The following is a 26489-nucleotide window of genomic DNA, read 5'->3' on the forward strand; positions in this document are numbered from 1 at the left end:
GGATTCAGCCCGCCGATCAGGCGGGCTTTTTTTTGCCTGCGATTGTGTCGCGGCATGCCATTCGCCGGCGGTCGCCGCGCTCAGAACTTGTACGTCATCCCGACGTAGCTGATGATCGGGTCTGCCTTCAGGTCCGATTTCGATTCGGCGAGCACCGAGCCGTCCGCCGCCTTGATCGTCACCGTCGACGTCGTCTTCAGCGGGATGTAGGTCACCGACGCGACCAGCCCGAAGTGTTCCGTCATGTTGTATTGCAGGCCCGCGTTGAACACCGGCTGCCACGACGACGACGCCTTCGCCTCCACCGAGGTCGTGCCCGGCTTGCCCGCGCCCGCCGCGAGGATCGCGCCGAGGTTGTCCTGCGTCTGCTTGATGAAGTTCGTGTTGAGCTGCAGGTCGCTGAACCAGTTGTACGACACGCCGAGGCCGAGGAACGGCCGGAACTTCGCGGTCGCCTGCCCGAAGTAGTACTGCAGGATCACCGCCGGGCTCCACTGCCGCACGCTCTTCACGATCGGATTGACCGAGGCCAGCCCGATGTTCTGCGTGCCGAGCGCGCCGGCCGGGCCCGGCGGCTTGATCGTGCCCTGGCCCGACACCTTGAACACCGGCGGCACGCCGGCCACCGACGTGACCGCGATGTGGTCGGTCAGGAAGTGGCTGACCGTCAGGCCCACCGTGTCGGCGCCGCTCGTGTGCAGCCCGGTGCCGGCCGACGTGAACGACGGCGGCAGCCGCAGCGGCGTGTTGATCGGCGTCGGCGCGACGTGGGTCGTCATCGGCGTGCTGCTCTGCTGCGGCATGATGTGGAACCAGCCCAGCGTGACGACGTTGCTGCCGGCGCTCTGCGCGTGCGCGGCGAGCGGCGCCACGGCGGCGGCGCCGGCCGCCGCGCAGAGAAGGGTTTTCTTCATCACGGCTTTCCCCTCCGCTTACTGGACGAATGCGCCGATCGTGAAATACGGCGTCGATCCCGCGTTGTCGAGGAAACCGAACACGCCACCCGAGAAGATGAACTTGCCGGTCGGCGACGTGCTGCCCGAACCCGTGTGGATCGTCGTGACCGTGCCCGGCACCTTCTGCGTGTAGTCGAGGTCGAGCACTCTCGTGAGCGACGCCTGCGACGGCTGGAACGGATCGAGCAGCGTGGCCTGCTTGTCGATCAGCGCGGTGGTCCGGTAATCGAACTGGCTGTCGACGCCGATGTATTCGCCGTTCTGCGAACCGGCCGCGACGGCCGTCTGCGGCGCGAGGATCGAGATGCTCGATTCGTCGTCGGCGGTCAGGCCCGGCACGCCGTTGCTGTCCGGCGTCGGGTTCGGGTTCGCGACCCCCGTGCGCACGAGGATCGGCACGAGCTGGTTGCGCAGCTTGCCGACGACCATGAAGCCCTTGCCCTGCGGCGTGGCCGACAGCGTCGGCTTCAGCTGGCTCGCGTAGTTGTTCGACTGGAACGCGCCGCTGCCATCGGCCGACTGCACGAAGTTCGTCCCCTGCTGCGTGCACGCGCCGCCGGCGAACTGGCCGGTCGTGTCGCACTTGGTCCACGTGCCGTCCGCGTTGATCGTCACCTTCGCGTCGATCGACGCCGGCCCGAATTTCTGCGACGGCACTTCGCCGAAGCCGATGTGGCTGTACGTGCCCGCGACCTTCGTGATGTCGGTTTCGATCGACGAGAAGCCGATGAACGGGTAGTACGGGAATTTCGTGTCGGGCACCGCGGCCTGGCCGAGCACGCCGTCGAACTGGATCTCCTTGCCGGGAATCGTGCCGCCCGCGACGCCGAAGCCGACGAAGATGCGCGCCGGACGCGACGCATCGAGGCTCGCGCCGTTCAGGCGAAATGCGCACTGGTTCAGCTTGTTGGTCGGCAGCAGCGTTTCCTGCGTGAGCGTGCCGCTGTCGACGGTGCCCGCGCGGGTCGGCGTGACGGTGCCGGTCTTTTGCGGCACCGCCGATTCGACATAGGTGACCTGCCAGGTCATCTTGGTCGTGTCGAGCTGGACTTTCGCGAGTTCGCCGCTGCCCGCGCCGCCCGTAAACACGGTGTTGTAGTCGAGCGAGGCGGGGCAAAGCCGCTCTTCGACGAGCGGCGGCGGGTTGTCGCTGCCGCCGCCGCAGGCGGAAAGAAGGGGGGCGGCAAAGGCCGCCGCCAGAACGAGGTTGCGCTTCATGTTGCTCCTCCAGATTTGTCTTGTGCGGCGGCCAGCTCCCTGTCGGCCGCTTCTGTTGGTCGTGCTCGTCTTGCTTGCGCCGTGCCGGGCGCCTTCGTGCCTTCCCTGCGTCACGCGGCGGCAGGCCGGCCGCCGCGTCCTCGATCGCTACTTGCTGATTTGCGCGCCCACGCCGAAGTACGGGGTCGACGACGTCGTCGCATTCGCCGACGTCGACGTGACACCGCCATTCACCGTGCCCTGGATCAGCGCCGCGTACAGCCCGCCCGTCGCGATCACCACGCCCGAGGCGGACGGGTAGCTCGCGCCGCTCGGCGGGGCGGTCTTCGCGTTCAGGAGGCCCGGCGTCGTCTGACCGTAGTCGAGCGTGAAGCCGTCTTCCTCGGCCTGCGTGGACGGATTGATGAACGACGCGTTGCCGCCGCGGATCAGCGCGGCCGTGTATTTGAAGTTCGAGTCCGCGCCCGCGTAGCCGCCGTCGATCGCGCCCGACGTGATCGCCGTCGCCGCACCGAGCACCGCGATGCCCGATTCGTCGTCGACCTGCGCATCGACGTGCAGCGGCGGCGTGCCGAGGTTCACGTTGCCCGTGCGCACGATCACCGGAACCGTCGCGCCGTTGAGCTGGCCGATCACCATGTGTGCGCTGGCCGACTTGCCGGTCGCGCCGACGATCGGCAGTTGCGTCTGCGGCAGCGTCTGCGGCGCCTTCGTGCTGTCGAAGTAGCCGCCCTTCGCGCTCGTTTTCCACGGATCGCCGGTCGTCTGGCAGCCGCCCGAGCCGCTCGACGTGCATGCGCCGTTCGCGTCGAACGTCTCGCTCGAGTTCGAGCCCTTCGTCGCGTAGTTGCCCGACGGCACGAGGTGGTAGAGCAGTGCGTTGTACGTGCCCGGCAGTTTCGACAAATCGGTCGTCGTGTTCGCGAAGCCGAGGAACGGATAGAAGTCGAAGTGACGGTTCGGCACCTGGCCCACGTTCTGAACGACGCCCGGGATGATCGTCAGCCCGTCGTACTGGATCGTCGCGCCGGGAATGCCGCCGCCCGCGACGCCCATCCCGACCAGCAGCATCGGCGGGTTCGCCTGGTTGAAGTCGGCGGCCGTCGAATAGGTCGAGCCGTCCGGCGCGGGGCCCGTGCCCGGCGTGAGGACGAACGCGCAGCGCGTCTGCTCGGCGGTCGGCAGCGTGCCGGTCGGCGGATGGATGACCTTGCCGGTGATGGTCGTGCCGACGCGGCTCGGCGTGACGGTGCCCGTCTTCAGTGGAATCGGCGATTCGAGCCACTTGAGCGTGTAGGTCATCGCGACCGCGTCGATGTTGACGCTGACGATCTCGCCGCTACCCGCGCCGCCGAGATACGTGCTCTTCACGATATCCGCGTTGGCCGGGCACAGTGCGCCGTTGATCGGCTGCGAAGGCGGCTGCCCTTGCGTGCCGCAGCTCGAGCCGGAACATTGGGGCGCGTTGATCGGCGCGAGCGCGCCGCCTGAGTCCCCCCCACCACATGCAACCAGGAAAGGGGCAATGGCAAAGGCCGTTGCCACCCCCTTCGATAAGGTGTGCGACATGCCGCTGTCTCCAATCGTTTAATTGTGCGAGCTAATGTCGCTGCCTGGGTTTTTGCTGTCAATTGATGAACCCGTCTAAAAAAGGCGATTGAAACGGGAGCTGCGAATTGAATGCTTGCCCAATAAGGAAAACGGTAAGAATTTAAACGCGGGACGGGCTGCCGAAAGCTGTCTCAGTGGGGGATGTGCGACGCTCGGCACGCTCTCTCGTAGCGCCTTCCGGCGTATGACGGGACGTTTAAATCGACGGTATCCGGTTTATCCCTATTCGGGATTGACTGGATCGGGAAGGGGCTGGATTAATCCGCTTGTAATCGCGCAATCGAAAGCTTGTAAATATTTGTAAATACGCGGGGTGGTGTTTTTATATATTGCCTGATACGGGCAAATAAAAAGCCGGCCAATGGCCGGCTTTGCATGGCATGCGATGTTGAATCAGCGTTTGAGGCCCGCGTCCTCGGCCGCGCCGATGTTGAGGTTCATGCACTGGATCGCGGCGCCCGACGCGCCCTTGCCGAGGTTGTCGAGGCGCGCGACCGTGACGAAGCGTTCCGCGTTGCCGAACACGAACAGGTCGACACGGTTCGTATCGTTGTTCGCCTGCACGTCGAAGAAGCCGCCGTCGAGGTTCGCGTCCGCATCGAACGGTGCGACGCGCACGAACGCTTCGTCCGCGTAGTACTCGGCGAACACGCGCTGCACGTCCTGCGGCGTCGCGCGCTTCGCGAGCTGCTCGGGCGTGAAGTAGGTCGTCACCGCGAGGCCCTTCAGGAACGGGCCGACGATCGGCGTGAAGATCGGCGCGTGCGCGAGGCCCGTGTGCGCGGCCATTTCCGGCAGGTGCTTGTGCGCGAGGCCGAGCGCGTACGGGCGCGGGCTCGCGAGCTTGCCGCCCGGCGCGGCGCTTTCGTATTCGGCGATCATCGACTTGCCGCCGCCGCTGTAGCCGGTGATCGAGTAGCTGTGCGCGGCGAACGTCGGCGCGACGATGCCCGCATCGACGAGCGGACGCATCGCGAGCACGAACGCCGACGCGTGGCAGCCGGGCACCGCGATGCGCTTCGACGTGCGAATCTTCTCGCGCTGCGCGCGGGTCAGCTCGGGCAGGCCGTAGGCCCAGTCGGCGCTGGTGCGGAACGCGGTGCTCGCGTCGATCAGCGTGGTGTCCGGGTTCTCGACGAGCGACGCGGATTCGCGCGACGCGACGTCCGGCAGGCACAGAAACGTGACGTCCGACGCGTTGATCAGGCGGCGGCGCTCGTCGACGTCCTTGCGCTTCGCTTCCTCGATGCGCAGGATCTCGATGTCGCTGCGTGCCGACAGGTATTCGAAGATCTTGAGGCCGGTCGTGCCTTCCTGGCCGTCGACAAAAACTTTGGTGCTCATTTCGCTCTCACTGAATGAAACGGGAGCCGCGGCGCCCTGAAACCGCCATTTTAAGACGTCATCCGGCGGCACTGCAGCGCGCGCGGCGAAAAAAGACGGCCGGCGGGCCGTCTTCATGTCCGTCTTTGTGTCCCTTTGACGCTCGCCGGTACGCGCGCGGGCCGGTGACGAGGCATGCTCAGCGGGCGCCGGCGTCCCAGCGGGCGGTCGCTTCGGCGACGCGCCGGCCGAATGCCTTGCCGGTCTCGAGGTCGCCCGGCAGCGGCCCCTCGTCGGGCGTCGCATCGGCCGGCGATTGCGCGAGCAGGCCCGTGGAGCCGCCGAGGTAGTTGATGTCGTTGCGCGTGGCCGCCTTCGAGTTCGCCGGCATCAGGCTCGTGCCGACCCACACCATCCCATGCTGCATTGCCAGCGTGACGAAGTATTGAATCGTCGAGAACTTGTCGCCGTTCATCGTCGCCGAGTTCGTGAAACCCGCGGCGATCTTGTCTTTCCATTTCTGCGTGAACCACGCTTTCGACGTGGCATCGGCGAATTGCTTGAACTGCGCCGACGGGCCGCCCATGTAGGTCGGCGCGCCGAAGACGATCGCGTCCGCCGCGTCGAGCGCGGCCCAGCCTGCGTCGTCGAGATCGCCGACGGCGATCAGGCGCACGTTCGCGCCGGCGTCCTGCGCGCCGGCGTGCACGGCTTCGGCCAGTTTCTGCGTGTGACCGTAGCCGCTGTGATAGACGATGACGATGTTCGACATGAAGCGTTCTCCGGAAAGGGACGGGAACGGCGGGCCGCCGGCTCGCCGCGTCACGCGTCGCCGGCAGGCGGCGCGACGGTCGCGCGGCACGGAATGCCGCGACCGGTGAGAACGAGTCTAGCAAGCCGAAATGACGAGACGACGTGTGCGTGCGGCGCACCGAAATTCGCGGCGGCCGGCAATCGCGGCGCCGCCGCCGGGCGGGACGCAGCGCGGCTACTGGCCGTAAGTGACCGTGAGTTGCGCGGTGCCGATCGCGAGCGTGCCGATCTCGTGCTCGAACATCGGCGCGGGGCGACCCTGCGAAATGCGCAGGTCGGTGCCTTTCAGCGCGTAGACGGTGACCACGTAGCGATGCGGCTTGCCGGGCGGCGGGCACGGGCCGCCGTAGCCGTCGATCCCGTAGTCGTTGCGCGCCTCGCTCGCGCCGATGCGGCGCAGGAAGCCGGATGCGCTCGCGTCGGCCGGCAGGCTCGTGACGGTCGCCGGAATGCCCGCGACGGCCCAGTGCCACCAGCCATGCCCGGGCGCATCGGGATCGAAGATCGTGACCGCGTAGCCGCGCGTGCCGGGCGGCGGGTTGCGCCATGCGAGTTGCGGCGAGCGGTTCGCGCCCTTGCAGTCGCCGCGGTCGAACACGTTCGCGGCCCGCACGCGGGCGCCGGGCGTCAGGTCGTCGCTCGTCACGGTGAACGGGCCTTCCGCATGCGCGGGCAGCGCCGCGAAAACGGCAGCGCACAGGAGGGCGGGGAGGCGGAACGCAGACGGGCGGCCCGATGGCGCAGGCGGAGTGATCCGGCGATCCACACGCATATGGCGCTTCTCCCGTCACGTGGGCCGGGCCGCGGCGCCCGGCATTGTTGGCGTTGTGTGTTGCCCGCGCCGCTGGGGGCGGCGATGGGTCAAGTCTAGCATTAGGGTTCGATGAGGGGTTCGATGAGCGACGCACACCGGCGCCCGCGATTGCGATCGGTCAGCGCGCCCGGTCGGCGGACGAAAAAAAGCCGCCTGCGATGAAGCAGGCGGCTTGTTCAGCCAGCGCGCCGGCACGCGTGCCGGCGTGGCGTCATTCCTTCGGGGCCGTCGCGCCGCCGTGCGCGGCCGACCATTCGGCCGGTGCGTGCAGGAATTTCTCGACTTCGTCGAGCGTCTTCGTCTCGAAGTAGCCCGACGCCTTCGCGACGCGCAGCACGTCCCACCACGTGGCGAGCGCGTGCAGGTCGACGTCGATGTCCTTCAGGACCGACACGCTTTCCTTGAAGATGTCGTAGTGGAACAGCACGAAGCAGTGGTTCACCGTCGCGCCCGCGGTGCGCAGCGCGTTGACGAAGTTGATCTTGCTGCGGCTGTCGGTCGTCAGGTCTTCCACCAGCAGCACGCGCGAGCCTTCCTCGAGATGGCCTTCGATCTGTGCGTTGCGGCCGAAACCCTTCGGCTTTTTGCGCACGTACTGCATCGGCACCATCATCCGGTCCGCGATCCATGCCGCGAACGGGATGCCGGCCGTCTCGCCGCCCGCCACCGCGTCGATCTGCTCGAAGCCGATGTCGCGCGTGATCGTCGTTTCCGCCATTTCCATCAGCGCACGGCGCACGCGCGGATACGAGATCAGCTTGCGGCAGTCGATATAGACGGGGCTTGCCCAGCCGGACGTGAAGATGAACGGTTTTTCGGCATTGAAGTGCACCGCCTGCACTTCGAGCAGGATTTTGGCGGTCGTATCCGAGATCGACTGACGATCGTAGCCTGTCATGGGCATTCCTTGGGTGATGAGCGAGGAGCGGGCGCGGGCCCGATGGCGCAGCAAGGGGAACCTGCCCGGAGGGCCGGGGCGCGATCGGCGGGCCAATCGCATCGCTGCGCGCGTAGCCCGCTATTTTACCCGATCCAGGCCGGTTTTCGGCGGAATTCGTGCGGTTCGGTGCGCGGCTCGCCACCGGCGAAACAAACGGGGCGCGACCAGTCCGACGCAGAGGCCGGGGATGCGGCGGTGCACCAACGGAGGTCATTTAGGGGGTGTACACTAGGCGGCCCTAAGAAATCGTTCAGTACTTTGTACTTTCCTCTTGCCATCCGCCAAGGTTCGATGGCGTGCCGATCCGGCGCGTCGCGGGCCGTCTCTCAGTCGACCATCCCCTCGATTCAAGCAGACGCGGCCGAAGGTGCTGTGTACTGAGTCGTCAATATTTCGCATGTCTCTCGCAGGTCAATCATGGACGAACAACTGAAGCAGGCCGCTCTCGCTTATCACCTGAACCCGAAACCCGGCAAGATTTCGGTCACCCCGACCAAGCCGCTGTCGAACCAGCTCGATCTGTCGCTCGCGTATTCGCCGGGCGTCGCCGCCGCGTGCGAGGCGATCCACGCCGATCCGCTCGACGCGCAGAAATACACGTCGCGCGGCAACCTCGTCGGCGTGATCACGAACGGCACGGCCGTGCTCGGCCTCGGCAACATCGGCCCGCTCGCCGCGAAGCCGGTGATGGAAGGCAAGGGCTGCCTCTTCAAGAAATTCGCGGGTATCGACGTGTTCGACATCGAACTGTCGGAGTCCGACCCCGACAAGCTCGTCGAGGCGATCGCGATGCTCGAGCCGACGCTCGGCGGCATCAACCTCGAGGACATCAAGGCGCCGGAATGCTTCTACATCGAGCAGAAGCTGCGCGAGCGCATGAAGATCCCCGTCTTTCACGACGACCAGCACGGCACCGCGATCATCGCGTCGGCCGCGATCCTGAACGGCCTGAAGGTCGTCGGCAAGAAGCTCGCCGACGTGAAGCTCGTGTGCTCGGGCGCCGGCGCGGCCGCGATCGCGTGTCTGGACCTGCTGGTGAACCTCGGCCTCACGAAGTCGAACATCCTCGTCGCCGATTCGAAGGGCGTGATCTACGAAGGGCGCGGCAACCTCGATCCGTCGAAGCAGCGCTATGCGGCGAACACCGACGCGCGCTCGCTCGCCGACGCGATCGTCGGCGCGGACGTGTTCCTCGGCTGTTCGAGCGCGGGCGTGCTGAAGCAGGACATGGTCAAGACGATGGGCGAGCGCCCGCTGATCCTGGCGCTCGCGAACCCGGAACCGGAAATCCGCCCGGAGGACGCGAAGGCCGTGCGCCCGGACGCGATCGTCGCGACCGGCCGTTCGGACTACCCGAACCAGGTCAACAACGTGCTGTGCTTCCCGTTCATCTTCCGCGGCGCGCTCGACGTCGGCGCGACGACGATCACGGAAGAAATGAAGCTCGCGTGCGTGCGCGCGATCGCCGAGCTGGCCCAGGAAACCGACCAGAGCGAGGAAGTCGCGAAGGCGTATGAAGGCCATTCGCTCGAGTTCGGGCCGGACTACCTGATTCCGAAGCCGTTCGATCCGCGCCTGATCATCAAGATCGCGCCGGCCGTCGCTCAGGCCGCGATGGATTCGGGCGTCGCCACGCGCCCGATCCAGGACATGGACGCGTACCGCGAGCAGCTCGGCGCGACCGTCTACCGCACCGGCATGGTGATGCGCCCGGTGTTCGCGACCGCGAAGCAGAAGGAGGCCCGCATCGTGTTCGCCGAAGGCGAGGACGAGCGCGTGCTGCGTGCCGCGCAGTTCGTGCTGCTGGAAAAGATCGCGAAGCCGATCATCATCGGCCGTCCGTCGGTCGTCGACATGCGCCTCGCGAAGATCGGCTCGAAGCTGAAGGCCGGCACCGATTTCGAAATCGTCGATCCGGAAGACGACGCGCGCTACCACCGCTACTGGCAGGCGTATCAGGAGATCGGCGCGCGCGACGGCGTGACGCCGGAAGTCGCGAAGGCCGCGATGCGCAAGTTCAACACGCTGATCGGCGCGATGCTCGTGCATCTGGGCGATGCGGACGGGATGATCTGCGGGATGATCGACACGTTCCACAGCCACCTGAAGTTCATCGAGCAGGTGCTGGGCCGCGCGAAGGGCGCCGAGCACTTCGCCGCGATGAACCTGCTGATGCTGCCGGGCCGCAACCTGTTCGTGTGCGACACGTACGTGAACGAGCTGCCGAGCGCCGACCAGCTCGCCGACATGACGATCCAGGCCGCGGCCGAGATCGAGCGCTTCGGCATCACGCCGAAGGCCGCGCTGCTGTCGAACTCGAACTTCGGCAGCGCGCCGTCGGCGTCGTCGCGCCGGATGGCCGAGGCCCGCAAGCTGATCGTCGAACGTGCGCCGAACCTCGAAGTCGACGGCGAAATGCACGGCGACGCGGCGCTGTCGGAACTGATCCGCAAGCAGGCGTTCCCGGGCACGACGCTGTCGGGCGAGGCGAACCTGCTGATCATGCCGAACGTCGAAGCGGCGAACATCGCGTACAACCTGCTGAAGATGGTCGGCGGCGAAGGCGTGACGGTCGGCCCGTTCCTGCTCGGCGCGGCCAAGCCGGTCCACATCCTGACGCCGGCCGCGACCGTGCGCCGGATCATCAACATGACGGCCGTTGCCGCCGCGAACGTGAACACGAAGTAAGTCCACGCTCGCGTGTGCCGCGCGTCACGCGCGGCGCAATGAAAAACGCCACGGAACCTGCGTTTCGTGGCGTTTTTTTTGCCTGAACCCGAAGGGGCGACGGCGGCGCGGGCAGCGCGTCCGGGGGAGGGCCGTCCGGACCGCGACCGCCCGCCGCGCCGCGCCGCGCGCCGTGACTTATGCGACCTGTTGATGCGACTGGCCGCCTGCCGGCGAACGCCACTTCGCGAGCAGCGTGTCCCACTTCTGCCGCACCGCGCGCAGATTGTTCTCCTTCACGTGGCCGTAGCCGCGAATGCCGTCCGGCAGCGCCGCGAGCTCGAGCGCGAGCGGCCGGTTGGCCGCGTTCAGCTTCGCCAGCACCTCGCCGATCAGCGCTTCGTATTCGCCGATCAGCGCGCGCTCGGTGCGGCGCTCCGCGGTGCGGCCGAACGGATCGAGCCCCGTGCCGCGCAGGAACTTCGCCTTCGCGAGCAGCCGGAACGCCGACATCATCCACGGGCCGTACGCCTTCTTCACGAGATGGCCGTGGGCGTCCGTCTTCGCGAACAGCGGGGGCGCGAGGTGGAATTTCAGCTTCCAGTCGCCTTCGAACTGCGCGGTCAGGCGCGCGAGGAACGCGGGATCGGACTGCAGCCGCGCGACCTCGTATTCGTCCTTGTACGCCATCAACTTGAACAGGTTGCGCGCGACCGCCTCGGTCAGCGGCTCCTGCACCGTGTCGCCGTCCGCCAGCGCGCGCTCGGCGGCGCGCACCTTGTCGACGAATGCCGCATAACGCGACGCGTACGCGGCGTTCTGGTACGCGGTGAGGAATTCCACGCGCTTCGCGATCAGCGCGTCGACCGCCTTCTTCGTATGCAGCGAGATCACCGTGGCGCCTTGCGCGGGGCGGGCGTCGCCGGCCGCGGCCTGCTTCACGCTGGCCAGGTCGTACGCGGCGCGGCGGCCCCAGTCGAACGCCGAGCGGTTCTTGTCGACCGACACCGCGTTCAGCTCGATCGCGCGTTCGAGCGACGCGAGCGTCAGCGGCAGCCAGCCCTTCTGCCATGCGTAGCCGAGCACGAACGGGTTCGTGTAGATCGCGTCGCCGAGCAGCGCGACCGCGAAGCGGTTCGCGTCGATGAAGTCGACCGATTCACCTGCCGCCGCGCGGATGTCGTTCTCGGCGGACAGGCCGGGGAACGCCCAGTTCGGGTTCTTGATGAACTCGGCGGTCGGCGTCTGCGCGCTATTGACGACCACGCGCGTCGTGTCGTGCCGCATCCGCGACGTGCATTCGTCGCCGGCCGTGACGATCGCGTCGCAGCCGATCACGAGATCGGCTTCGCCCATCGCGATCCGCGTCGCATGGATGTCGGTCGGCGCGTGCGAGATCTGCACGTGGCTCATCACCGCGCCGCCTTTCTGCGCGAGGCCGGTGACGTCCAGCACGGTCACGCCCTTGTTTTCCAGGTGCGCGGCCATCCCGAGCAGCGCGCCGATCGTGACGACGCCCGTGCCGCCGACGCCGGTGACGAGCACGCCGTATGCACGGTCGATCGCCGGCAGCGCCGGTTCCGGAATCGGCGGCAGCGCACCGCCGTCGACCGCCACCGCCTTCGGCTTCTTCAACTGGCCGCCCTCGACCGTGACGAAGCTCGGGCAGAAGCCCTTCACGCACGAGAAGTCCTTGTTGCAGCTCGACTGGTTGATCTGGCGCTTCGTGCCGAATTCGGTTTCCAGCGGCTCGACCGACAGGCAGTTCGACTGCACCGAGCAATCGCCGCAGCCTTCGCACACCGCGTCGTTGATCACGACGCGTTTTGCCGGGTCCGGATACGTGCCGCGTTTGCGGCGACGGCGCTTCTCGGTCGCGCAGGTCTGGTCGTAGATCAGGATCGTCGTGCCCTCGATCTCGCGCAGCTCGCGCTGCACGTCGTCGAGCTGGTCGCGGTGGTGGATCGTCACGCCCGGCGCGAGCAGCGCCTTCTGGCTGTCGTACTTTTCCGGCTCGTCGGTGACGATCACGATCTTCTTCGCGCCTTCGGACGCGAGCTGATGCGTGATCTGCGGCACCGTCAGCACGCCGTCGACCGGCTGGCCGCCCGTCATCGCGACCGCGTCGTTGTAGAGGATCTTGTAGGTGATGTTCGCTTTCGACGAGATCGCCGCGCGCACCGCGAGGAGGCCCGAATGGAAATAGGTGCCGTCGCCGAGGTTCGCGAACACGTGCTTCTCGTCCGTGAACGGCGCCTGGCCGATCCACGGCACGCCTTCGCCGCCCATCTGGCTGAAGGTGCTCGTGCTGCGGTCCATCCACACCGTCATGTAGTGGCAGCCGATCCCGGCGATCGCACGCGAGCCTTCGGGCACGTTGGTCGACGTGTTGTGCGGGCAGCCCGAGCAGAACCACGGCTTGCGCTCGGTCTGCACGTGCGGCTTCGCGAGCGCCATTTCCTTCGCGTTGATCACCGCGAGCCGCGCGGCGATGCGCGCGCGCACGTCGGACGGCAGCTCGAACTTATCGAGGCGCGTCGCGATCGCCTTCGCGATGATCGCGGGCGACAGCTCGTAGTGCGCGGGCAGCAGCCAGTTGCCCATCGGCACCGACCATTCGCCGCCGGCGCCGTCCTTCTCGTCGAACTTGCCGAACACGCGCGGGCGCTGCGCGTCGGGCCAGTTGTACAGCTCTTCCTTGATCGCGTATTCGAGGATCTGGCGCTTTTCCTCGACGACCAGGATTTCGTCGAGGCCGCGCGCGAACGCCTGCGCGCCCTGGGCTTCGAGCGGCCACACGCAGCCGACCTTGTACAGGCGGATGCCGATTCGCGCGCAGGTTTCGTCATCGAGGCCGAGGTCGATCAGCGCCTGGCGCACGTCGAGGTACGCCTTGCCGCCGGTCATGATCCCGAAGCGCGCATGCGGCGAGTCAATCTCGATCCGGTCGAGCTTGTTCGCACGCACGTAGGCGAGCGCCGCGTACCACTTGTAGTCGAGCAACCGCGCTTCCTGCACGAGCGGCGGATCGGGCCAGCGGATGTTCAGCCCGCCTTCCGGCAGGATGAAGTCGGTCGGCAGCACGATCTCGGTGCGATGCGGGTCGATGTCGACCGACGCCGACGATTCGACGACGTCCGTCACGCACTTGAGCGCGACCCACAGGCCCGAGTAGCGGCTCATCGCCCAGCCGTGCAGGCCGAAGTCGAGATATTCCTGCACGTTGGACGGGAACAGCACCGGCAGCCCGCAGGCCTTGAAGATGTGCTCGGACTGGTGCGCGAGCGTCGACGATTTCGCCGCGTGGTCGTCGCCGGCCAGCACCAGCACGCCGCCGTGCTGCGACGAGCCGGCCGAGTTCGCGTGCTTGAAGACGTCGCCGGTGCGATCGACGCCCGGGCCCTTGCCGTACCACATGCCGAACACGCCGTCGTACTTCGCGCCGGGGTACAGGTTCACTTGCTGGGAGCCCCACACCGCGGTGGCGGCGAGATCTTCGTTGAGGCCGGGCTGGAAGACGATCTGGTGGGCGGCCAGATGCTGCTTGGCTTTCCACAGCGACAGATCGAGGCCGCCGAGCGGCGAGCCGCGGTAGCCGGAGATGAAACCGGCCGTATTGAGACCGGCGGCGCGGTCGCGTTCCTGCTGGAGCATCGGCAAGCGCACGAGGGCCTGGATGCCGCTCATGTACGCGCGGCCGCGTTCCAGCGTGTATTTGTCGTCAAGCGTGACGGACTTCAGCGCGGCTTCTAGCGACGCGCGTTGGTCTGCGTCTAGCGGGGCATTCATTAACTGTCTCCTCCACCCGGTCTGGGATCACCAAAACTTCGGTTGCGTCGGCATCTTTTGGACGCGTCTGCAGTGGCCGGCATGTTCGCCGGTTTTAAGGGATGGTAGCACTGGGGCAAACCCGCCGCCCATCGGTCGCAACGCGGGGGAAATGGCGGCCACGCACCATGAAACAGGGCGAGATGATGCGTTACATCATGTAAAAGCATGTAAAGCGGCGTTGATCTGCGGGCAAATGCCGTTAATCTTGTCGGCCTGCCGGAGGTGCCCGGCCGCGTGGGTTCGTTCCGACGCAGTCGGGGAGGCGCCGGCAGTTTTACAGGAGGTGCAATGAACACACGTCATATCCAGAGTTTCCTGATCGTGTCCGCCGCGTTTTTCGCGATGACCGGCCCGGTGCACGCGCGCGGCGCGAGTGCACTGGCGGCAGCCGGCGCGCAGATGCGTCAGATCGTGCCGGCCCAGGACGCCGCGGCACAGCCGTCGCTCGAGCGTGCCGCCGAGTCGAAGGCGAACGTGCGTTGATGCGGTCGCGCGGCCCGCGGGCTGCGCCGGCATGTAAAAAGGGCGGCCGGATCGCGCGGCCGCTGCTGGTTGCCCGGAGCCGCTGCCGCGCGGCAGGTGCGTCAGGCCTTGTCCTGCACGACGCCGCGGCGGATCTGGTCGAGCTCGATCGATTCGAACAGCGCCTTGAAGTTGCCTTCGCCGAAGCCCTGGTTGCCCTTGCGCTGGATGATCTCGAAGAAGATCGGGCCGATCTGGTTTTCGGTGAAGATCTGCAGCAGCAGGTCGTCGCGTGCGCCGTCGATCAGGATCTTGCGCTTCTTCAGCTCGTCCAGCGATTCGCCGTGGTTCGGCACGCGGCGGTCGACCAGTTCGTAATACGTGTCGATCGTGTCGAGCAGCTTCACTTCCTTGCTGCGCAGCCCGTCGACCGCCTGATAGATGTCGCTCGCGCCGAGCGCGATGTGCTGGATGCCTTCGCCGTGATACGCGTCGAGGTATTCCTGGATCTGGCCGGCCGTGTCCGAGCCTTCCTCGTTGATCGGGATGCGGATCTTGCCGCACGGCGACGTCATCGCCTTCGACTTCACGCCCGTCACCTTGCCTTCGATGTCGAAATAGCGCACTTCGCGGAAGTTGAACAGGCGCTCGTAGAACTCCGCCCATTCCTGCATGCGGCCGCGATGCACGTTGTGCGTCAGGTGGTCGATGTAGGTGAGGCCGTGGCCGACCGGGTTCGGATTCGCACCGGGAATCGGCTCGAAGTCGACGTCGTAGATGCTGATGTCGCCGATCGCGCCCGGCTGCGCGCCGTTCTTGCCGCGCCAGCGGTCGACGAAGTAGATCAGCGAATCGCCGATGCCCTTGATCGCCGGGATGTTCAGCTCCATCGGGCCCGTCTTGTTGTCGAAGCCCCATGCGCCGAGCTCCAGCGCGTGCTTGTAGGCTTTTGCAGCGTCCTGCACGCGGAACGCGATCGCGCAGATCGACGGGCCGTGCAGCCGCGCGAAGCGTTGCGCGAACGAATCGGGTTCGGCGTTGATGATGAAGTTGATGTCGCCCTGGCGGTACACCGTCACGTCCTTATGGCGGTGGCGCGCGATCGCGGTGAAACCCATCCGTTCGAACAGTTGTCCGAGTGCTTTCGGGTCCGGCGCCGTGTATTCGATGAATTCGAAGCCGTCGGTGCCGACGGGGTTGTCCCAGGTGGGGATCTGCATGTCGTGTCTCCTGTGCGGGGCGATCGGCCGGGGCGGCGTGTGCGTGCCCGGCGTGGTTCGAGGTTCGACGGCCGCGCCGGCGGTGAGCGGGCGCGGCAAGCCGAGACATGCGACAGAGTGTAGCGGGCGGCCGCGAGCGGAAACTTGCGAACTTAATCGCCCACGCCTACGATGGCGCAATTTCCAGTCTCGAAATAATCAATGGAGGGCAGAAGATGGCGCAAGCCGAATTGGATGCCATCGACCGGCGAATTCTCGCGATTCTTCAGGAGAACGGGCGCCTGTCGAACCAGGAGATCGCCGAGCGCGTGAACCTGTCGCCGAGCCCGTGCCTGCGGCGGATCCGGCGGCTCGAGGAAATCGGCGTGATCACCGGCTACGTCGCGCTGCTGAATCCGCAGAAGCTCGGGCTCGACCTGCTCGCCTACGTGAGCGTGCGCCTCGAAAAGCGTGGCGGCCTCGCGCCGGTCCGGGCCGACGAGACGTCGGCGCGCGCGGGCGCGACCCACGCGGAGCTGTTCCGCGCGGCCGTGCAGACCTGGCCGGAAGTGGTCGCGTGCCATGCGATGACGGGCGACATGGATTACCTGCTGCGCGTGCAGGTCGAGGACATGGCGCATTTCTCCCGCTTCGTGCAGGAGCATCTGCTGCATCACCCGTCGGTGATCGACGTGAAAACGAGCTTCTCGCTCGATTGCTTCAAGGAAACGACGGCGTTGCCGATTCGTTGATGGGCGACGTGTGACGTCGATGAGGCGTGCGGGCGTCTACGCGGCGCGGCGCGGATCGGGACCGTAGCGGTTACCGGCGTTGCGCGGTGCGAGCCACAGCGACACGAGGATCACGATGGGGGCGGCGAACAGGAAGTAGCCGATGCACAGCAGGCCGGAGCGATTGCTGTCGTGCAGACGCCTGACGTTGTAGGTGAGGGTTGCGCATAGTGACGCGAGCCCCGCGCCGAACAGCAGGAATGACGTCAGTGTTGCGTCGGCGGAAAGTCGGTTGTGTGACCATTTGATCAGCGTGATCAGAAGGTAAAAGAGCGGGTAATGGCCTAGCAGGAAGTACAAGAAATCGCGGCGCCGCTCTCGGCCACGAAATGACAGCATGCGCCGATAGCCGTTCAGCCATGCATGCAGCGCGGTTTTCATCGTCATCTCCAGCAATGGCGGTGGCGTACGAACAGCAGGGTGATACCGATGTCGATGGCAACACAGACGGTTGCTGCTATCGCGATCCAGAAGGCGGGAATGTGCGGTAAGGGGAGTAACAAGGGGATGCTCAACGGTGCGGCGGCTGCCGTCGCGGCGAGGCGGGCGAGAATAATCACGTGCGCCCCCCAAGTGCTTGCCGCCGCGACAGCGACAAGCAGCAACGTTGCGACGGTGCGAGCCTTGGCCGATGTGATGTGGGTATGGAAGAAGGAAATTCCGATGCTTACGGCCGCGCCAAGCATACCGAAGGCGATAGTGGTCCGAAGTTGATCGACGAACATCTGCGATGGCGGCCCGGCGACCAGCCATGCGGCATGCGTGTTGGCGAGGTTGCCTATGAACTTATTGTGGACGGTGAAGCCCAGCAGGCCGCCGAGCACGGTAAAGAGGGCCAGCGATATTGGCTTGGCGGGGGGGAGGCGCATGTCGCGACAGACGAAAGTTCAGAAATTCAACGATGGAAATGTCGTGCGCAGATCACGCAGGGCGCTGTCGATTTCGCTGATTGTATTGAGTCGGATAAGCTCGCGGGTTCGGCGATGGTATTTCGCCATTGCAGTGGCCGGAGACTGTCCGCCATGACGCTGCATAAATACGGATTTTGCGTGCCGGTAGAGTTGGATGTCCGGTAGGGGATCGGTACCGAAGATATAGGGAGAGCGAACCTTTAGCGTATATTCCTTGGTCATGAATTCGGGCAAGAGATTGCCGATCTTGGGCAATGGAGTGACGTTATTGACGAAGCCAGCATATTCAAGCACCAGTGTGGTTTTACCGTTGGGGCGCGTGACGACATCGATACCAAACGCTCCCTTGAGCATTTGCCACATGGTCATCTCGCCAGCCAGGGCCCGTTGATTGTCGACGTAAATATCGGCAGTCTCATACAATTGGGCAACGATCCGGTAGATTTGCAGATTGGACGGGCCAATCGTGTTGGCCAACGATGGCAGTCCGTTTTTTGCATGCAGTTGCTCGATCAACAGATAGGCCCCGGTGGGCTGGCCGTAATCGATGCGTTGTCCTGTCATACCCCCATCCTCGCAACATGAAATAGACGAAGCGGGCAAATAGATTCGATGGGTGAAGGCGTGACCCGCGTATGGAGAAACCTGGTGGACGGTCCGTCCCCCTCCGATCTTTCGCCGACTGAAATAAGTGGCCGATCATCTATCGGCAGGCGGCAAAAGATCAATGGGATAGGTACGAAAGTGAGCGCTCTTCTGCGAGAGTACCGTCCAGCGACAGACGAGCTCAACTGCGCTTTGCCAGCGACCGCTTAGCCGGGCGCGCGGGAAACATACCGGGATATCGACTGCCAAGGGGCGGCAGTATCGGCGACGCGATGGCGTGACGGCGATGTCGACATCCATCGGACGCATGGAGCACGAAAGGCGGCGCGTCCCGTTCCCGCACGCTGCAACGACAGCGTGCGAGGTACCTGAGATTGGCGAGTCAGGTCGGCGTCAAGCCGGCATCAGCGATTCAATGAACTTCGTCGTGCGGCGCGCCTGACGCTTCATCGCATAGTCGAACACCGCAGCCTGTTCCTGCAGCATCTCGGCGATGATCGTCGAGTGGTCGGCCGGCGGCAGCGACAGGTACGCATCGGCTTCGCCGTACGCGTACTCGATCCGCATCCCGGACTTCTTCGCGATGTGCATCATCGTCGCGTTGCGCGACAGGCAATGCATGTACAGCATCGTCACGTGCGTGTTGCGGCTGCGGATCGCCGCGCGCTCGAACAGCTTCGAGCCGACGCCGCGGCCGCGCGCGCTTTCGAGCACCGACACGCCGAATTCGGCTGTGCGCGTGTCGCCCTCGGCCGGCAGATAGGCCAGGTGGCCGACGCCGATCAGTTCGAGGTCGTGGTCGAACACGCCGAACACCGTATCGCGACCGAAGTCGATCGTGCGGACATAGTTCTCGATCACGTGGTCGGGCACCATCTGGCCGAAGCGCAGCAGGCGGTCCTCTTCGTCGAGCGAGAGAAAGTGGGTGAGCATCTGCTCACGGTCTTTGGAAGCCAGTTCCCTGACGAGAACCGGCGCAGTACCGACCTTGCCGACAGCATCGGCACGGTCGTTGAATTGCGTGTTCATCGTGGGTTCCTCAGTGTGGGTGCACAAGCGGGTTGTGCAATGCAGCAGCATTTTACCCGAGCGAGGTTGGGGAAAACCCGTATTTGACGTTGTTTGTGCTGAGGAGGAATTCTAAATCTGCTTAGTTCATCCAATAACTCATTGATTTTGAACGGATTTAAAATTCATCATATGAAATGTGCGGCATCCGGCCCCCTGTGCCCGTCACGCAACGCATGCTGCTGCGCGGCAATCAGGCCGCCGTCGACAGCCCGTGCTCGATCAGGTCGATCACCTGTTCGGCGAAGTCGCGGTAGCCGAGGCGGCCGCCCGGCTTCAGCCACGTGAAGGTCCAGTTGATCATCCCGAACACCATCATCGTCACCGACGTCTGGTTTTCCTTGGAGATGCGGTCCGGGTACGCGCGCGCGAGTTGCCGCGTGAACGCCGCGACGATGTCGCGCTGGCGGTCGAGCACGATTTCACGCTGCGCGTCCTCGAGATACTTCACGTCGTTGAGCAGCGCGACGTGGCGGCTGTGCGACGTCTCGTATTCGGCGAGGAACGCGCGCACGAGTTCGGCGAACGCGTCGCGCTCGCTGAGACCGCGCCGCTGGCTCGCGCCCTCGACCTCGGCGATGATCAGCATCAGCCGTTTCGTGTAGCGGTCGAGCAGGTCGAACAGGATCGCTTCCTTGCTCTCGTAATAGTGATAGAGCCGCGCCTTCGACGTGCCGCTCGCGGTCGCGAGATCGGACATCGACGTGCTCGGGTAGCTCGTCTGCGCGAATTTCTCGGCGGCCAGGTCGAGGATCTGCTCGCGCTGGGATTCGTGGTCGGGCGCTCGGGTTCGGGCCATGGTCGAATGCGGAAGATTAGCGGTGCGCGGCGGCGCGCACCTGCGTGGAAGAGAGGGCGTCGGGCGCGTCGTCCTGCAGCTCGAGCCGGCCGGCGGTCGCGAGTTCGCGGCAGCGCCACCACGCGATCGAGTCGCTGACGAACAGCCCGCCGCGGTCGGCGGCGGCCATGATGCTGCCGACGAGGCGCCGTGCCGGCTGCCAGTCGGCTTCCGCGCGCGCGACGATCAGTGCGTCGAGATCGGCGTAATGGCCGCTCTTGATCGTGTTGCTGACCCAATAACGCAATTCGGCGTTCAGGTGCTTCGCCTCCTGCCATTCGAGCGCGAGGCGGCCGATACGCAGAACCGAGACCGGCGCGGCCGCCGGCCGCTTGCGCGCCAGTTCCGCGGGCGAGAACATCCCGGTCGCGCAGGCCTGGTCGGTGCGCGACAGCGCTGCGCGCTGCGCGGCATCGAGATCGGCGGCCGACAGCCGCACCTCGTTCAGGCGCTGCGGCACATTGCGCAGGTGATAGGCGACGCGGCGCAGCAGCAGTTTGTCGCCGACGCTCGGCGCGTGCCACACGACGACCTGGCCGGTCTCCGTCGCGAGCTGGTCGAGGCGTGCGAATTCGCTTTCGATTTCCGCGTTCCAGTCGGGAATCTGGTCGCCGAGCACGTGCTGCCAGAAGGTGGCGCGCGTGTCGGGCGTCTCGTCGGCGCCCTTCAGCGGCCCGACGCCGAGATCGTCGAGCAAACCGACGACGCGCTCGTCGCGTCCGGCTTGCGCGAGGGCCTCGCGCAGCGACGCGGCGGCGGTGCCGCCCTGAATCACATGAATGGTACTCATCGGCCTGTCGTCAACAAAAGAAAACCGCCGGCCGGGCGGACGTTGCGATGTCCGGCCGGCCGGCGGCCCCTAGTGTAAGCGAGATGTGTGACGGCGAGAAACCTGTGCGCAGCGACGGTCCGACGCCGCTCAACGCTCGTCGAAGCTCACGACGACCTTGTCGCTGATCGGGTGGCACTGGCACGTGAGCACGAAACCGTCCTTGACTTCGTGCTCCTCGAGCGTGTAGTTCTTCTCCATCCGCACTTCGCCTTCGACCACCTTCGCGCGGCACGTGCAGCACACGCCGCCCTTGCACGCGTACGGTAGCGCGAGGCCCGCGCGCAGGCCTACGTCGAGCAGGCTTACGCCTTCGTACGGCAAGCGCAGCTTGCGCTTCTTGCCGTCGAGCACGATCTCGAGGTCGGCGGCCGGCGTCTGGTCGGTGATCTCGACGACCGGTGCGCCGGCCTGCGGCAGCGGCGTGCCGAAGCGCTCGACGTGCACCTTCGCCTGCGGCACGCCGGCCGCCTTCAGCGCGGCTTCGGCCGCGTCCATCATCGGCGCCGGGCCGCAGATGAACGCCTCGTCGATCGCGTCGGCCGGCGTCAGCGTCGCGAGGAATTTCGCGCATTTCGCCTGGTCGAGCACGCCGTTGAACAGCTCGACGTCCTGCAGGTCGTCCGACAGCACGTGATAGAGGACGAAGCGGTTCATGTAGCGGTTCTTCAGGTCCTCGAGCTCCTCCGCGAACATGATCGCGTCGACGCTGCGGTTGCCGTAGATCAGCGTGAACGTGCTGCGCGGCTCGAGCTCGAGCGTCGTCTTCACGATCGCGAGCACCGGCGTGATCCCCGAGCCGCCGGAAAACGCGACGTACTGCTTGCCGTGGTCGGCGTTCAGGTGCGTGAAGAAGCGGCCGTCCGGCGTCATCACGTCGATCGTGTGGCCGGGCTTCAGCGTGTCGAACGCGAAGTTCGAGAAGCGGCCGCCGCGCACGCGCTTGATGCCGATGCGCAGTTCGCCGTCGCGATCGTAGTCCGTCGTGCCGACGCAGATCGAATACGAGCGGCGCGTCTCCTCGCCGTCGATGTGGGTCTTCAGCGTGACGAACTGGCCCTGCGTGAAGCGGTATGCGTCGCGCAGCTCGGGCGGCACGTCGAACGAGACGGTCACGGCGTCGGCGGTCTCGGGCCGCACGTCGCGGATACGCAGCGGGTGAAATTGCGGGGTCGCCATATTCAGTAGGGTTTGAAGTAGTCGAAGGGTTCGCGGCAGTCGACGCAGCGATACAGCGCCTTGCACGCCGTGGACGCGAATTGCGCGAGACGTTCGGTGCGCGCGGAGCCGCAGCGCGGGCAGGCAGGAGCCGCGGCCGGCCGCGGCACGAAGCGCACGACGTTCTCCCGCGGCGCGGCGCTGCCGCACTGGCCGGCCGGCGGCGCGATGCCGTACGCGCGCAGCTTGTCGCGCGCTTCCTGCGTGATCCAGTCGGTCGTCCACGCGGGGGCGAGCACCGTCTCGATCCGATGCGGCGGCAGGTCGGCGGCCTGCAGCGCGGCGGCGATGTCCTCGGCGATCTGCGACATCGCCGGGCAGCCCGAGTAAGTCGGCGTGATCACGACTTCGAGCCGGCCGTCAGCCGCGCGGCGGACATCGCGCAGGATGCCGAGCTCGCGGATCGACACGACCGGGATCTCCGGATCGGGCACGGCCTCCAGCACGTCCCACGCGCGAGCGAGCAGCGGATCGTCGCGGTGCGCGGCGGCGTTGTGGGCGGGGGCGGCGGTCTGGGCGGACATCGTCGGGCTCCGTGGCGTGGGCCGGTTACCAGCTCGCGCCGGGGTGCTGACGCGCGAGGCTCTGCATTTCGGCGAGCAGGTAGCCCATGTGTTCCGAATGCTCGCCCTGCTTGCCGGTCGTCACATGCTTCACCGGCGCCGGCAGCGCGAGCGTGGCCTCCGCGAGCGCGTCGTCCACGTCCGCGCGCCACGCGGCCTCGATCGCGGCCGGCGCCGGGCCGATGCCAGCGGCGGCGATCGCGTCGTCGATCGCATCGGCGGCGAAGCATTCGCGCGTGTACGGCATCAGGTAGTCGAGCGCGGCCTGCGCACGGCGGTGCGATTCGTCGGTGCCGTCGCCGAGGCGCACGAGCCATTCGCGCGCATGCTGGACGTGATAGCGGGTTTCCTTTACCGATTTCGCGGCGATGGCGGCGAGCTGCGTGTCGGTCGACGTTTCCAGCGCGCTCCACACGTGCAGCATCAGCGCCGCGTACAGGAAGTTGCGCACGATCGTCACCGCGTAGTCCTTGTCGGCGTGCGCGGTGCCGGAGACCGGGCCGTAGTGCGGCAGTTCGGCGAGCGTGAAGTTCGCGAACTCGCGCTCGGTGCGGAAGTACGCGTAATCGTCTTCCGTCTTCGCCGCGCCGGTCAGCTGGCGCTCGAGCTCGGCCGCGTGCGTATAGAGCATGCGCGCCTGGCCGATGAGGTCGAGGCTCATGTTGGTGAGCGCGATGTCTTCCTCGAGGATCGGGCCATGGCCGCACCATTCGGCGTTGCGCTGACCGAGGATCAGCGCGTTGTCCGCGAGGCGCAGCACGTAGGAGAGGTGTTCGGGCGTGGTCGTCATGGCGCGGGCGTTACATGTGGTTGACTTCGTCGGGCAGCGTGTAGAACGTCGGGTGACGGTAGATCTTGTCGCCTGCCGGCTCGAACAGTTCGGCCTTCTCGCTCGGATCCGACGCGGTGATCGCCGACGACGGCACCACCCAGATGCTCACGCCTTCCTGGCGGCGCGTGTAGACGTCGCGCGCCATGCGCAGCGCCATCGTCGCGTCGCCGGCGTGCAGGCTGCCGCAGTGCTTGTGGTCGAGGCCCTGCTTGCTGCGCACGAACACTTCCCAGATCGGCCATTCCTTGTTCATCGCTTTCTCCTGATTCCTGAATTCGGGGGTTGCCGCTCAGGCGGCGTGCTGTTCGGCGCGGGCGCGGCGCTTCGCCTCGTGCGCGAGCGCGGCTTCGCGCACCCAGGCACCGTCCTCGTGTGCTTTCACGCGAGTCGCGAGGCGTTCCTTGTTGCACGGGCCGTCGCCATTGACCACGCGCCAGAATTCGTCCCAGTCGATCGCGCCGTAGTCGTAGTGGCCGCGCGCCTCGTTCCATTTCAGGTCGGGGTCGGGCAGCGTCACGCCGAGCACCTTTGCCTGATCGACCGTCGCGTCGACGAATTTCTGGCGCAGGTCGTCGTTCGAGATCCGCTTGATGCCCCATTTCGCGGACTGACTGCTGTGGACCGAATCGGCGTCGCTCGGGCCGAACATCATCAGCACCGGCCACCACCAGCGGTCGACGGCCTGCTGGACCATCGCGCGCTGCGCGTCGCTGCCTTTCATCATCGACAGCAGCGCATCGAAGCCCTGGCGCTGATGGAACGACTCTTCCTTGCACACGCGGATCATCGCGCGCGCATACGGGCCGTACGTGCAGCGGCACAGCGGGATCTGGTTCATGATCGCGGCGCCGTCGACGAGCCAGCCGATCACGCCGACGTCGGCCCAGGTCGGCGTCGGGTAGTTGAAGATGCTCGAGTATTTCGCCTTGCCGGCGTGCAGCGCGTCGATCAGCGAGTCGCGCGATACGCCGAGCGTTTCGACCGCGCTATACAGATAGAGGCCGTGGCCGGCTTCGTCCTGCACCTTCGCGAGCAGGATCGCCTTGCGCTTCAGGCTCGGCGCGCGCGAGATCCAGTTGCCTTCGGGCAGCATGCCGACGACTTCCGAATGCGCATGCTGCGAGATCTGGCGTACCAGCGTCTTGCGATATGCGTCGGGCATCCAGTCCTGCGGTTCGATCTTGCCGTCCGCGGCCATCATCGCATCGAACCGCGCCTGCTCGGGCGACTCGGCTGCGGCGTCGAGCGGCGCGACGTTGCCGGGGATGTCGAGGGATTGCGTGTACATGGCGAAAGCTCTCGTCCGGTTGAATGTGTGCGAATTATAAACCAACCGACCGGTCGGTTAATAAATTTGTTGCGGATTTGCGATGGGGTTCGGGTAAACGAGGCACGCCGGGGCGCGATCAGGTCGCGCAAGTGCGCCCTCGCGCGTGGGTCTCGCGTCTTCTGCGGCACAATGCCTGCTTTCCGATGAGGATTTTTGCCGATGTCATTTCGAAGCAGTTTCGCCGCGGCCGTGCTGGGCGCGGCCGTTTTCGCGTCGCCGCTCGCGGCGTCGGCGGCGTCGGCCGCGCCGGGCGGTTGGGTCGCGGCGTGGGCGACCGCGCTGCAGCCGATTCCCGACCTTGCCGCACCGCCGCCGCTCTACCGTGCCCCCGACGTGGCCGGGCGAACCGTTCGGCAGATCGTCTACCCGACCGTGTCCGGGCGAGCCGCGCGGATTCGCGTGAGCAATGCATACGGTCGCACGCCGCTGGTCGTCGAGGCCGTGAGCCTCGCGCGGGCCGGCGAAGGGGCGGCGCTCGCCGGCGGCGCGGTCGTGCCGGTCCGGTTCGGCGGCAGCGCGTCGGTGACGCTCGCGCCGGGCCAGGCGCTCGAAAGCGATCCGGTGTCGATCGACGTGACGGCCGCGCAGCCGTATGCGATCAGTCTCCAGATGGGACCGAACCAGCGGATGACGGTCTGGCATCGGGTGTCGAACCAGTTCAACTATGTGTCCGCGCCGGGTGATCACGTGGGCGATCCGGGCGCCGGCGCGTTCCGCACCCGCTTTACTCAATATGCATGGGTGACGGAGCTCGCCGTCGAAGCTGGCTCCGCGCGCGGCAGCGTCGCCGCAATTGGCGATTCGATCACCGACGGGTTGCGCTCCAGCGTGAACCGGAACCGCCGCTGGCCCGACGCGCTCGCACGCCGGTTGATGGCGTCGGGCGCCGATTCGATCGGTGTCGTGAATCTCGGCATCAGCGGTAACCGGCTGCTCAGCGATTCCGCGTGCTACGGCACGTCGCTGGCGTCGCGGTTCGAGCGTGACGCGCTGTCGCGCTCGGGTGTGAAGGCGGCGATCGTGCTGATCGGGATCAACGACATCAACTTCGCGGCGATGCCGCCGCGCGCGGGGCTCGATTGCGATCACCCGCATACGCAGGTGACGGCAGCGTCGCTGATCGACGGCTATCGTCGGCTGATCGAGGCGGCGCATCGCCAGGGCGTGAAGGTCTTCGGCGCGACGCTGACGCCAGCGGCGTTGCCGGCCGGACGCGAAGCGATCCGGCTCGAGGTGAACCGGTGGATTCGGAGCGGCGGCGGGTTCGACGGCGTGGTGGACTTCGACGCTGTGTTGCGCGACGCGGCGCGCCCGAGCGTGCTGCAGCGCCGATACGATAGCGGCGACGGCATCCATCCGAGCGATGCGGGCTACACGGCGATGGCCGACGCGGTGCCGGTCGAGCAACTGCAGGCTGCGGTGGGCGGCAAGTGACGCGCCTCTATATATAGAGGGAAAGGTTGCCGACGGCCTGCGGGCCGCCGGCGCGAGATCGGTCATCGAGCCCAAAGCCGCCGTGCACGTCAGCGCACGGCGGCTTTTTCAAACTTTCTTCACAAAGAGCTTGCGCGGATGGAGGCAGGTGCTTAGAATCACGCCTCTTTCGCGCTAACGAAAACACGGCGCGGGGGGGGAAGGGAAGCGGTGTTGTCGGGTTCGGGATGTAGCG

Annotated in this window: 24 protein-coding genes; 4 read left to right on the forward strand and 20 right to left on the reverse strand. The window is 66.2% G+C overall.

Annotation, left to right across the window (positions count from 1 at the left end):
• Window positions 1–80: 80 nt before the first annotated feature.
• The 7 genes from A9Z05_RS17490 to A9Z05_RS17520 form a co-directional block, all read right to left on the reverse strand.
• Window positions 81–914, reverse strand: coding sequence for an OmpW family protein (locus A9Z05_RS17490; protein WP_069619231.1), 834 nt, complete (start codon window positions 912–914; stop codon window positions 81–83).
• A gap of 18 nt (window positions 915–932) precedes the next feature.
• Window positions 933–2174, reverse strand: a complete 1242-nt coding sequence (locus tag A9Z05_RS17495) for a DUF2957 domain-containing protein (RefSeq protein WP_069619232.1) — start codon at window positions 2172–2174, stop codon at window positions 933–935.
• Window positions 2175–2321: 147 nt separating this feature from the next.
• Window positions 2322–3743: a DUF2957 domain-containing protein gene (locus A9Z05_RS17500; RefSeq protein ID WP_069619233.1), complete on the reverse strand. Its 1422-nt coding sequence runs from the start codon at window positions 3741–3743 to the stop codon at window positions 2322–2324.
• Between the two features lie 435 nt (window positions 3744–4178).
• Window positions 4179–5129 carry an N-acetyl-gamma-glutamyl-phosphate reductase gene (gene argC, locus A9Z05_RS17505; RefSeq protein ID WP_069619234.1) on the reverse strand — a complete coding sequence of 317 codons (951 nt, stop codon included), beginning with the start codon at window positions 5127–5129 and terminating at the stop codon, window positions 4179–4181.
• A gap of 178 nt (window positions 5130–5307) precedes the next feature.
• Complete coding sequence (locus A9Z05_RS17510) at window positions 5308–5880, reverse strand: flavodoxin family protein (protein WP_011546661.1); 573 nt, start codon at window positions 5878–5880, stop codon at window positions 5308–5310.
• Between the two features lie 216 nt (window positions 5881–6096).
• Window positions 6097–6693 carry a YbhB/YbcL family Raf kinase inhibitor-like protein gene (locus tag A9Z05_RS17515; protein ID WP_069619235.1) on the reverse strand — a complete coding sequence of 199 codons (597 nt, stop codon included), beginning with the start codon at window positions 6691–6693 and terminating at the stop codon, window positions 6097–6099.
• Between the two features lie 253 nt (window positions 6694–6946).
• Window positions 6947–7633 carry an orotate phosphoribosyltransferase gene (locus A9Z05_RS17520; RefSeq protein ID WP_011546659.1) on the reverse strand — a complete coding sequence of 229 codons (687 nt, stop codon included), beginning with the start codon at window positions 7631–7633 and terminating at the stop codon, window positions 6947–6949.
• A gap of 459 nt (window positions 7634–8092) precedes the next feature.
• Here A9Z05_RS17520 and A9Z05_RS17525 point away from each other — a divergent pair, with 459 nt between their 5' ends.
• Window positions 8093–10363 carry an NADP-dependent malic enzyme gene (locus A9Z05_RS17525; protein ID WP_069619236.1) on the forward strand — a complete coding sequence of 757 codons (2271 nt, stop codon included), beginning with the start codon at window positions 8093–8095 and terminating at the stop codon, window positions 10361–10363.
• A 177-nt stretch (window positions 10364–10540) separates the two neighbouring features.
• On the opposite strand, the gene A9Z05_RS17530 is transcribed toward A9Z05_RS17525, so the two are convergent.
• Complete coding sequence (locus A9Z05_RS17530) at window positions 10541–14131, reverse strand: indolepyruvate ferredoxin oxidoreductase family protein (RefSeq protein WP_069619237.1); 3591 nt, start codon at window positions 14129–14131, stop codon at window positions 10541–10543.
• A 330-nt stretch (window positions 14132–14461) separates the two neighbouring features.
• Between A9Z05_RS17530 and A9Z05_RS17535 the strand changes: the two genes are divergently transcribed.
• Window positions 14462–14656, forward strand: a complete 195-nt coding sequence (locus A9Z05_RS17535) for a hypothetical protein (RefSeq protein WP_069619238.1) — start codon at window positions 14462–14464, stop codon at window positions 14654–14656.
• Between the two features lie 101 nt (window positions 14657–14757).
• Here the strand turns inward: A9Z05_RS17535 and hppD are convergent, their stop codons facing one another.
• Entirely contained in the window at window positions 14758–15855 is a 1098-nt protein-coding gene (gene hppD, locus A9Z05_RS17540) for a 4-hydroxyphenylpyruvate dioxygenase (protein ID WP_069619239.1), read from the reverse strand.
• 215 nt (window positions 15856–16070) lie between these two features.
• Here hppD and A9Z05_RS17545 point away from each other — a divergent pair, with 215 nt between their 5' ends.
• The gene (locus A9Z05_RS17545; RefSeq protein WP_059578229.1) at window positions 16071–16586 is read left to right on the forward strand and encodes an Lrp/AsnC family transcriptional regulator; all 516 of its coding nucleotides are present in this window, start codon (window positions 16071–16073) and stop codon (window positions 16584–16586) included.
• Between the two features lie 36 nt (window positions 16587–16622).
• Here the strand turns inward: A9Z05_RS17545 and A9Z05_RS36965 are convergent, their stop codons facing one another.
• From A9Z05_RS36965 to paaA, 11 genes are all read right to left on the reverse strand, one after another.
• Entirely contained in the window at window positions 16623–17006 is a 384-nt protein-coding gene (locus A9Z05_RS36965) for a DUF805 domain-containing protein (RefSeq protein WP_069619240.1), read from the reverse strand.
• Window positions 17007–17008: 2 nt separating this feature from the next.
• Window positions 17009–17494, reverse strand: a complete 486-nt coding sequence (locus tag A9Z05_RS36970) for a hypothetical protein (protein ID WP_069619241.1) — start codon at window positions 17492–17494, stop codon at window positions 17009–17011.
• 18 nt (window positions 17495–17512) lie between these two features.
• Window positions 17513–18100, reverse strand: a complete 588-nt coding sequence (locus A9Z05_RS17560) for a hypothetical protein (RefSeq protein WP_069619242.1) — start codon at window positions 18098–18100, stop codon at window positions 17513–17515.
• Window positions 18101–18535: 435 nt separating this feature from the next.
• Entirely contained in the window at window positions 18536–19171 is a 636-nt protein-coding gene (locus A9Z05_RS17565) for a GNAT family N-acetyltransferase (RefSeq protein WP_069619243.1), read from the reverse strand.
• A gap of 232 nt (window positions 19172–19403) precedes the next feature.
• Window positions 19404–20009, reverse strand: coding sequence for a TetR/AcrR family transcriptional regulator (locus A9Z05_RS17570; RefSeq protein WP_069619244.1), 606 nt, complete (start codon window positions 20007–20009; stop codon window positions 19404–19406).
• 16 nt (window positions 20010–20025) lie between these two features.
• Window positions 20026–20838, reverse strand: coding sequence for a DUF1835 domain-containing protein (locus A9Z05_RS17575; RefSeq protein ID WP_069619245.1), 813 nt, complete (start codon window positions 20836–20838; stop codon window positions 20026–20028).
• A 129-nt stretch (window positions 20839–20967) separates the two neighbouring features.
• The gene (gene paaE / locus A9Z05_RS17580; protein WP_069619246.1) at window positions 20968–22056 is read right to left on the reverse strand and encodes a 1,2-phenylacetyl-CoA epoxidase subunit PaaE; all 1089 of its coding nucleotides are present in this window, start codon (window positions 22054–22056) and stop codon (window positions 20968–20970) included.
• 2 nt (window positions 22057–22058) lie between these two features.
• A complete protein-coding gene (gene paaD, locus A9Z05_RS17585; RefSeq protein WP_069619247.1) occupies window positions 22059–22619 on the reverse strand; it encodes a 1,2-phenylacetyl-CoA epoxidase subunit PaaD in 561 nt (186 codons plus the stop codon).
• 25 nt (window positions 22620–22644) lie between these two features.
• Window positions 22645–23448: a 1,2-phenylacetyl-CoA epoxidase subunit PaaC gene (paaC, locus tag A9Z05_RS17590; protein WP_069619248.1), complete on the reverse strand. Its 804-nt coding sequence runs from the start codon at window positions 23446–23448 to the stop codon at window positions 22645–22647.
• 10 nt (window positions 23449–23458) lie between these two features.
• Window positions 23459–23743, reverse strand: a complete 285-nt coding sequence (gene paaB / locus A9Z05_RS17595) for a 1,2-phenylacetyl-CoA epoxidase subunit PaaB (protein ID WP_069619249.1) — start codon at window positions 23741–23743, stop codon at window positions 23459–23461.
• 36 nt (window positions 23744–23779) lie between these two features.
• On the reverse strand, window positions 23780–24778 hold the full coding sequence (paaA, locus tag A9Z05_RS17600) for a 1,2-phenylacetyl-CoA epoxidase subunit PaaA (protein WP_069619250.1): 999 nt from the start codon (window positions 24776–24778) through the stop codon (window positions 23780–23782).
• Between the two features lie 201 nt (window positions 24779–24979).
• Between paaA and A9Z05_RS17605 the strand changes: the two genes are divergently transcribed.
• Complete coding sequence (locus tag A9Z05_RS17605; protein WP_069619251.1) at window positions 24980–26254, forward strand: SGNH/GDSL hydrolase family protein; 1275 nt, start codon at window positions 24980–24982, stop codon at window positions 26252–26254.
• Window positions 26255–26489: the final 235 nt, after the last annotated feature.

The sequence above is a fragment of the Burkholderia sp. A2 genome (genome assembly GCF_001729305.1).
GTDB lineage: Bacteria > Pseudomonadota > Gammaproteobacteria > Burkholderiales > Burkholderiaceae > Burkholderia > Burkholderia sola.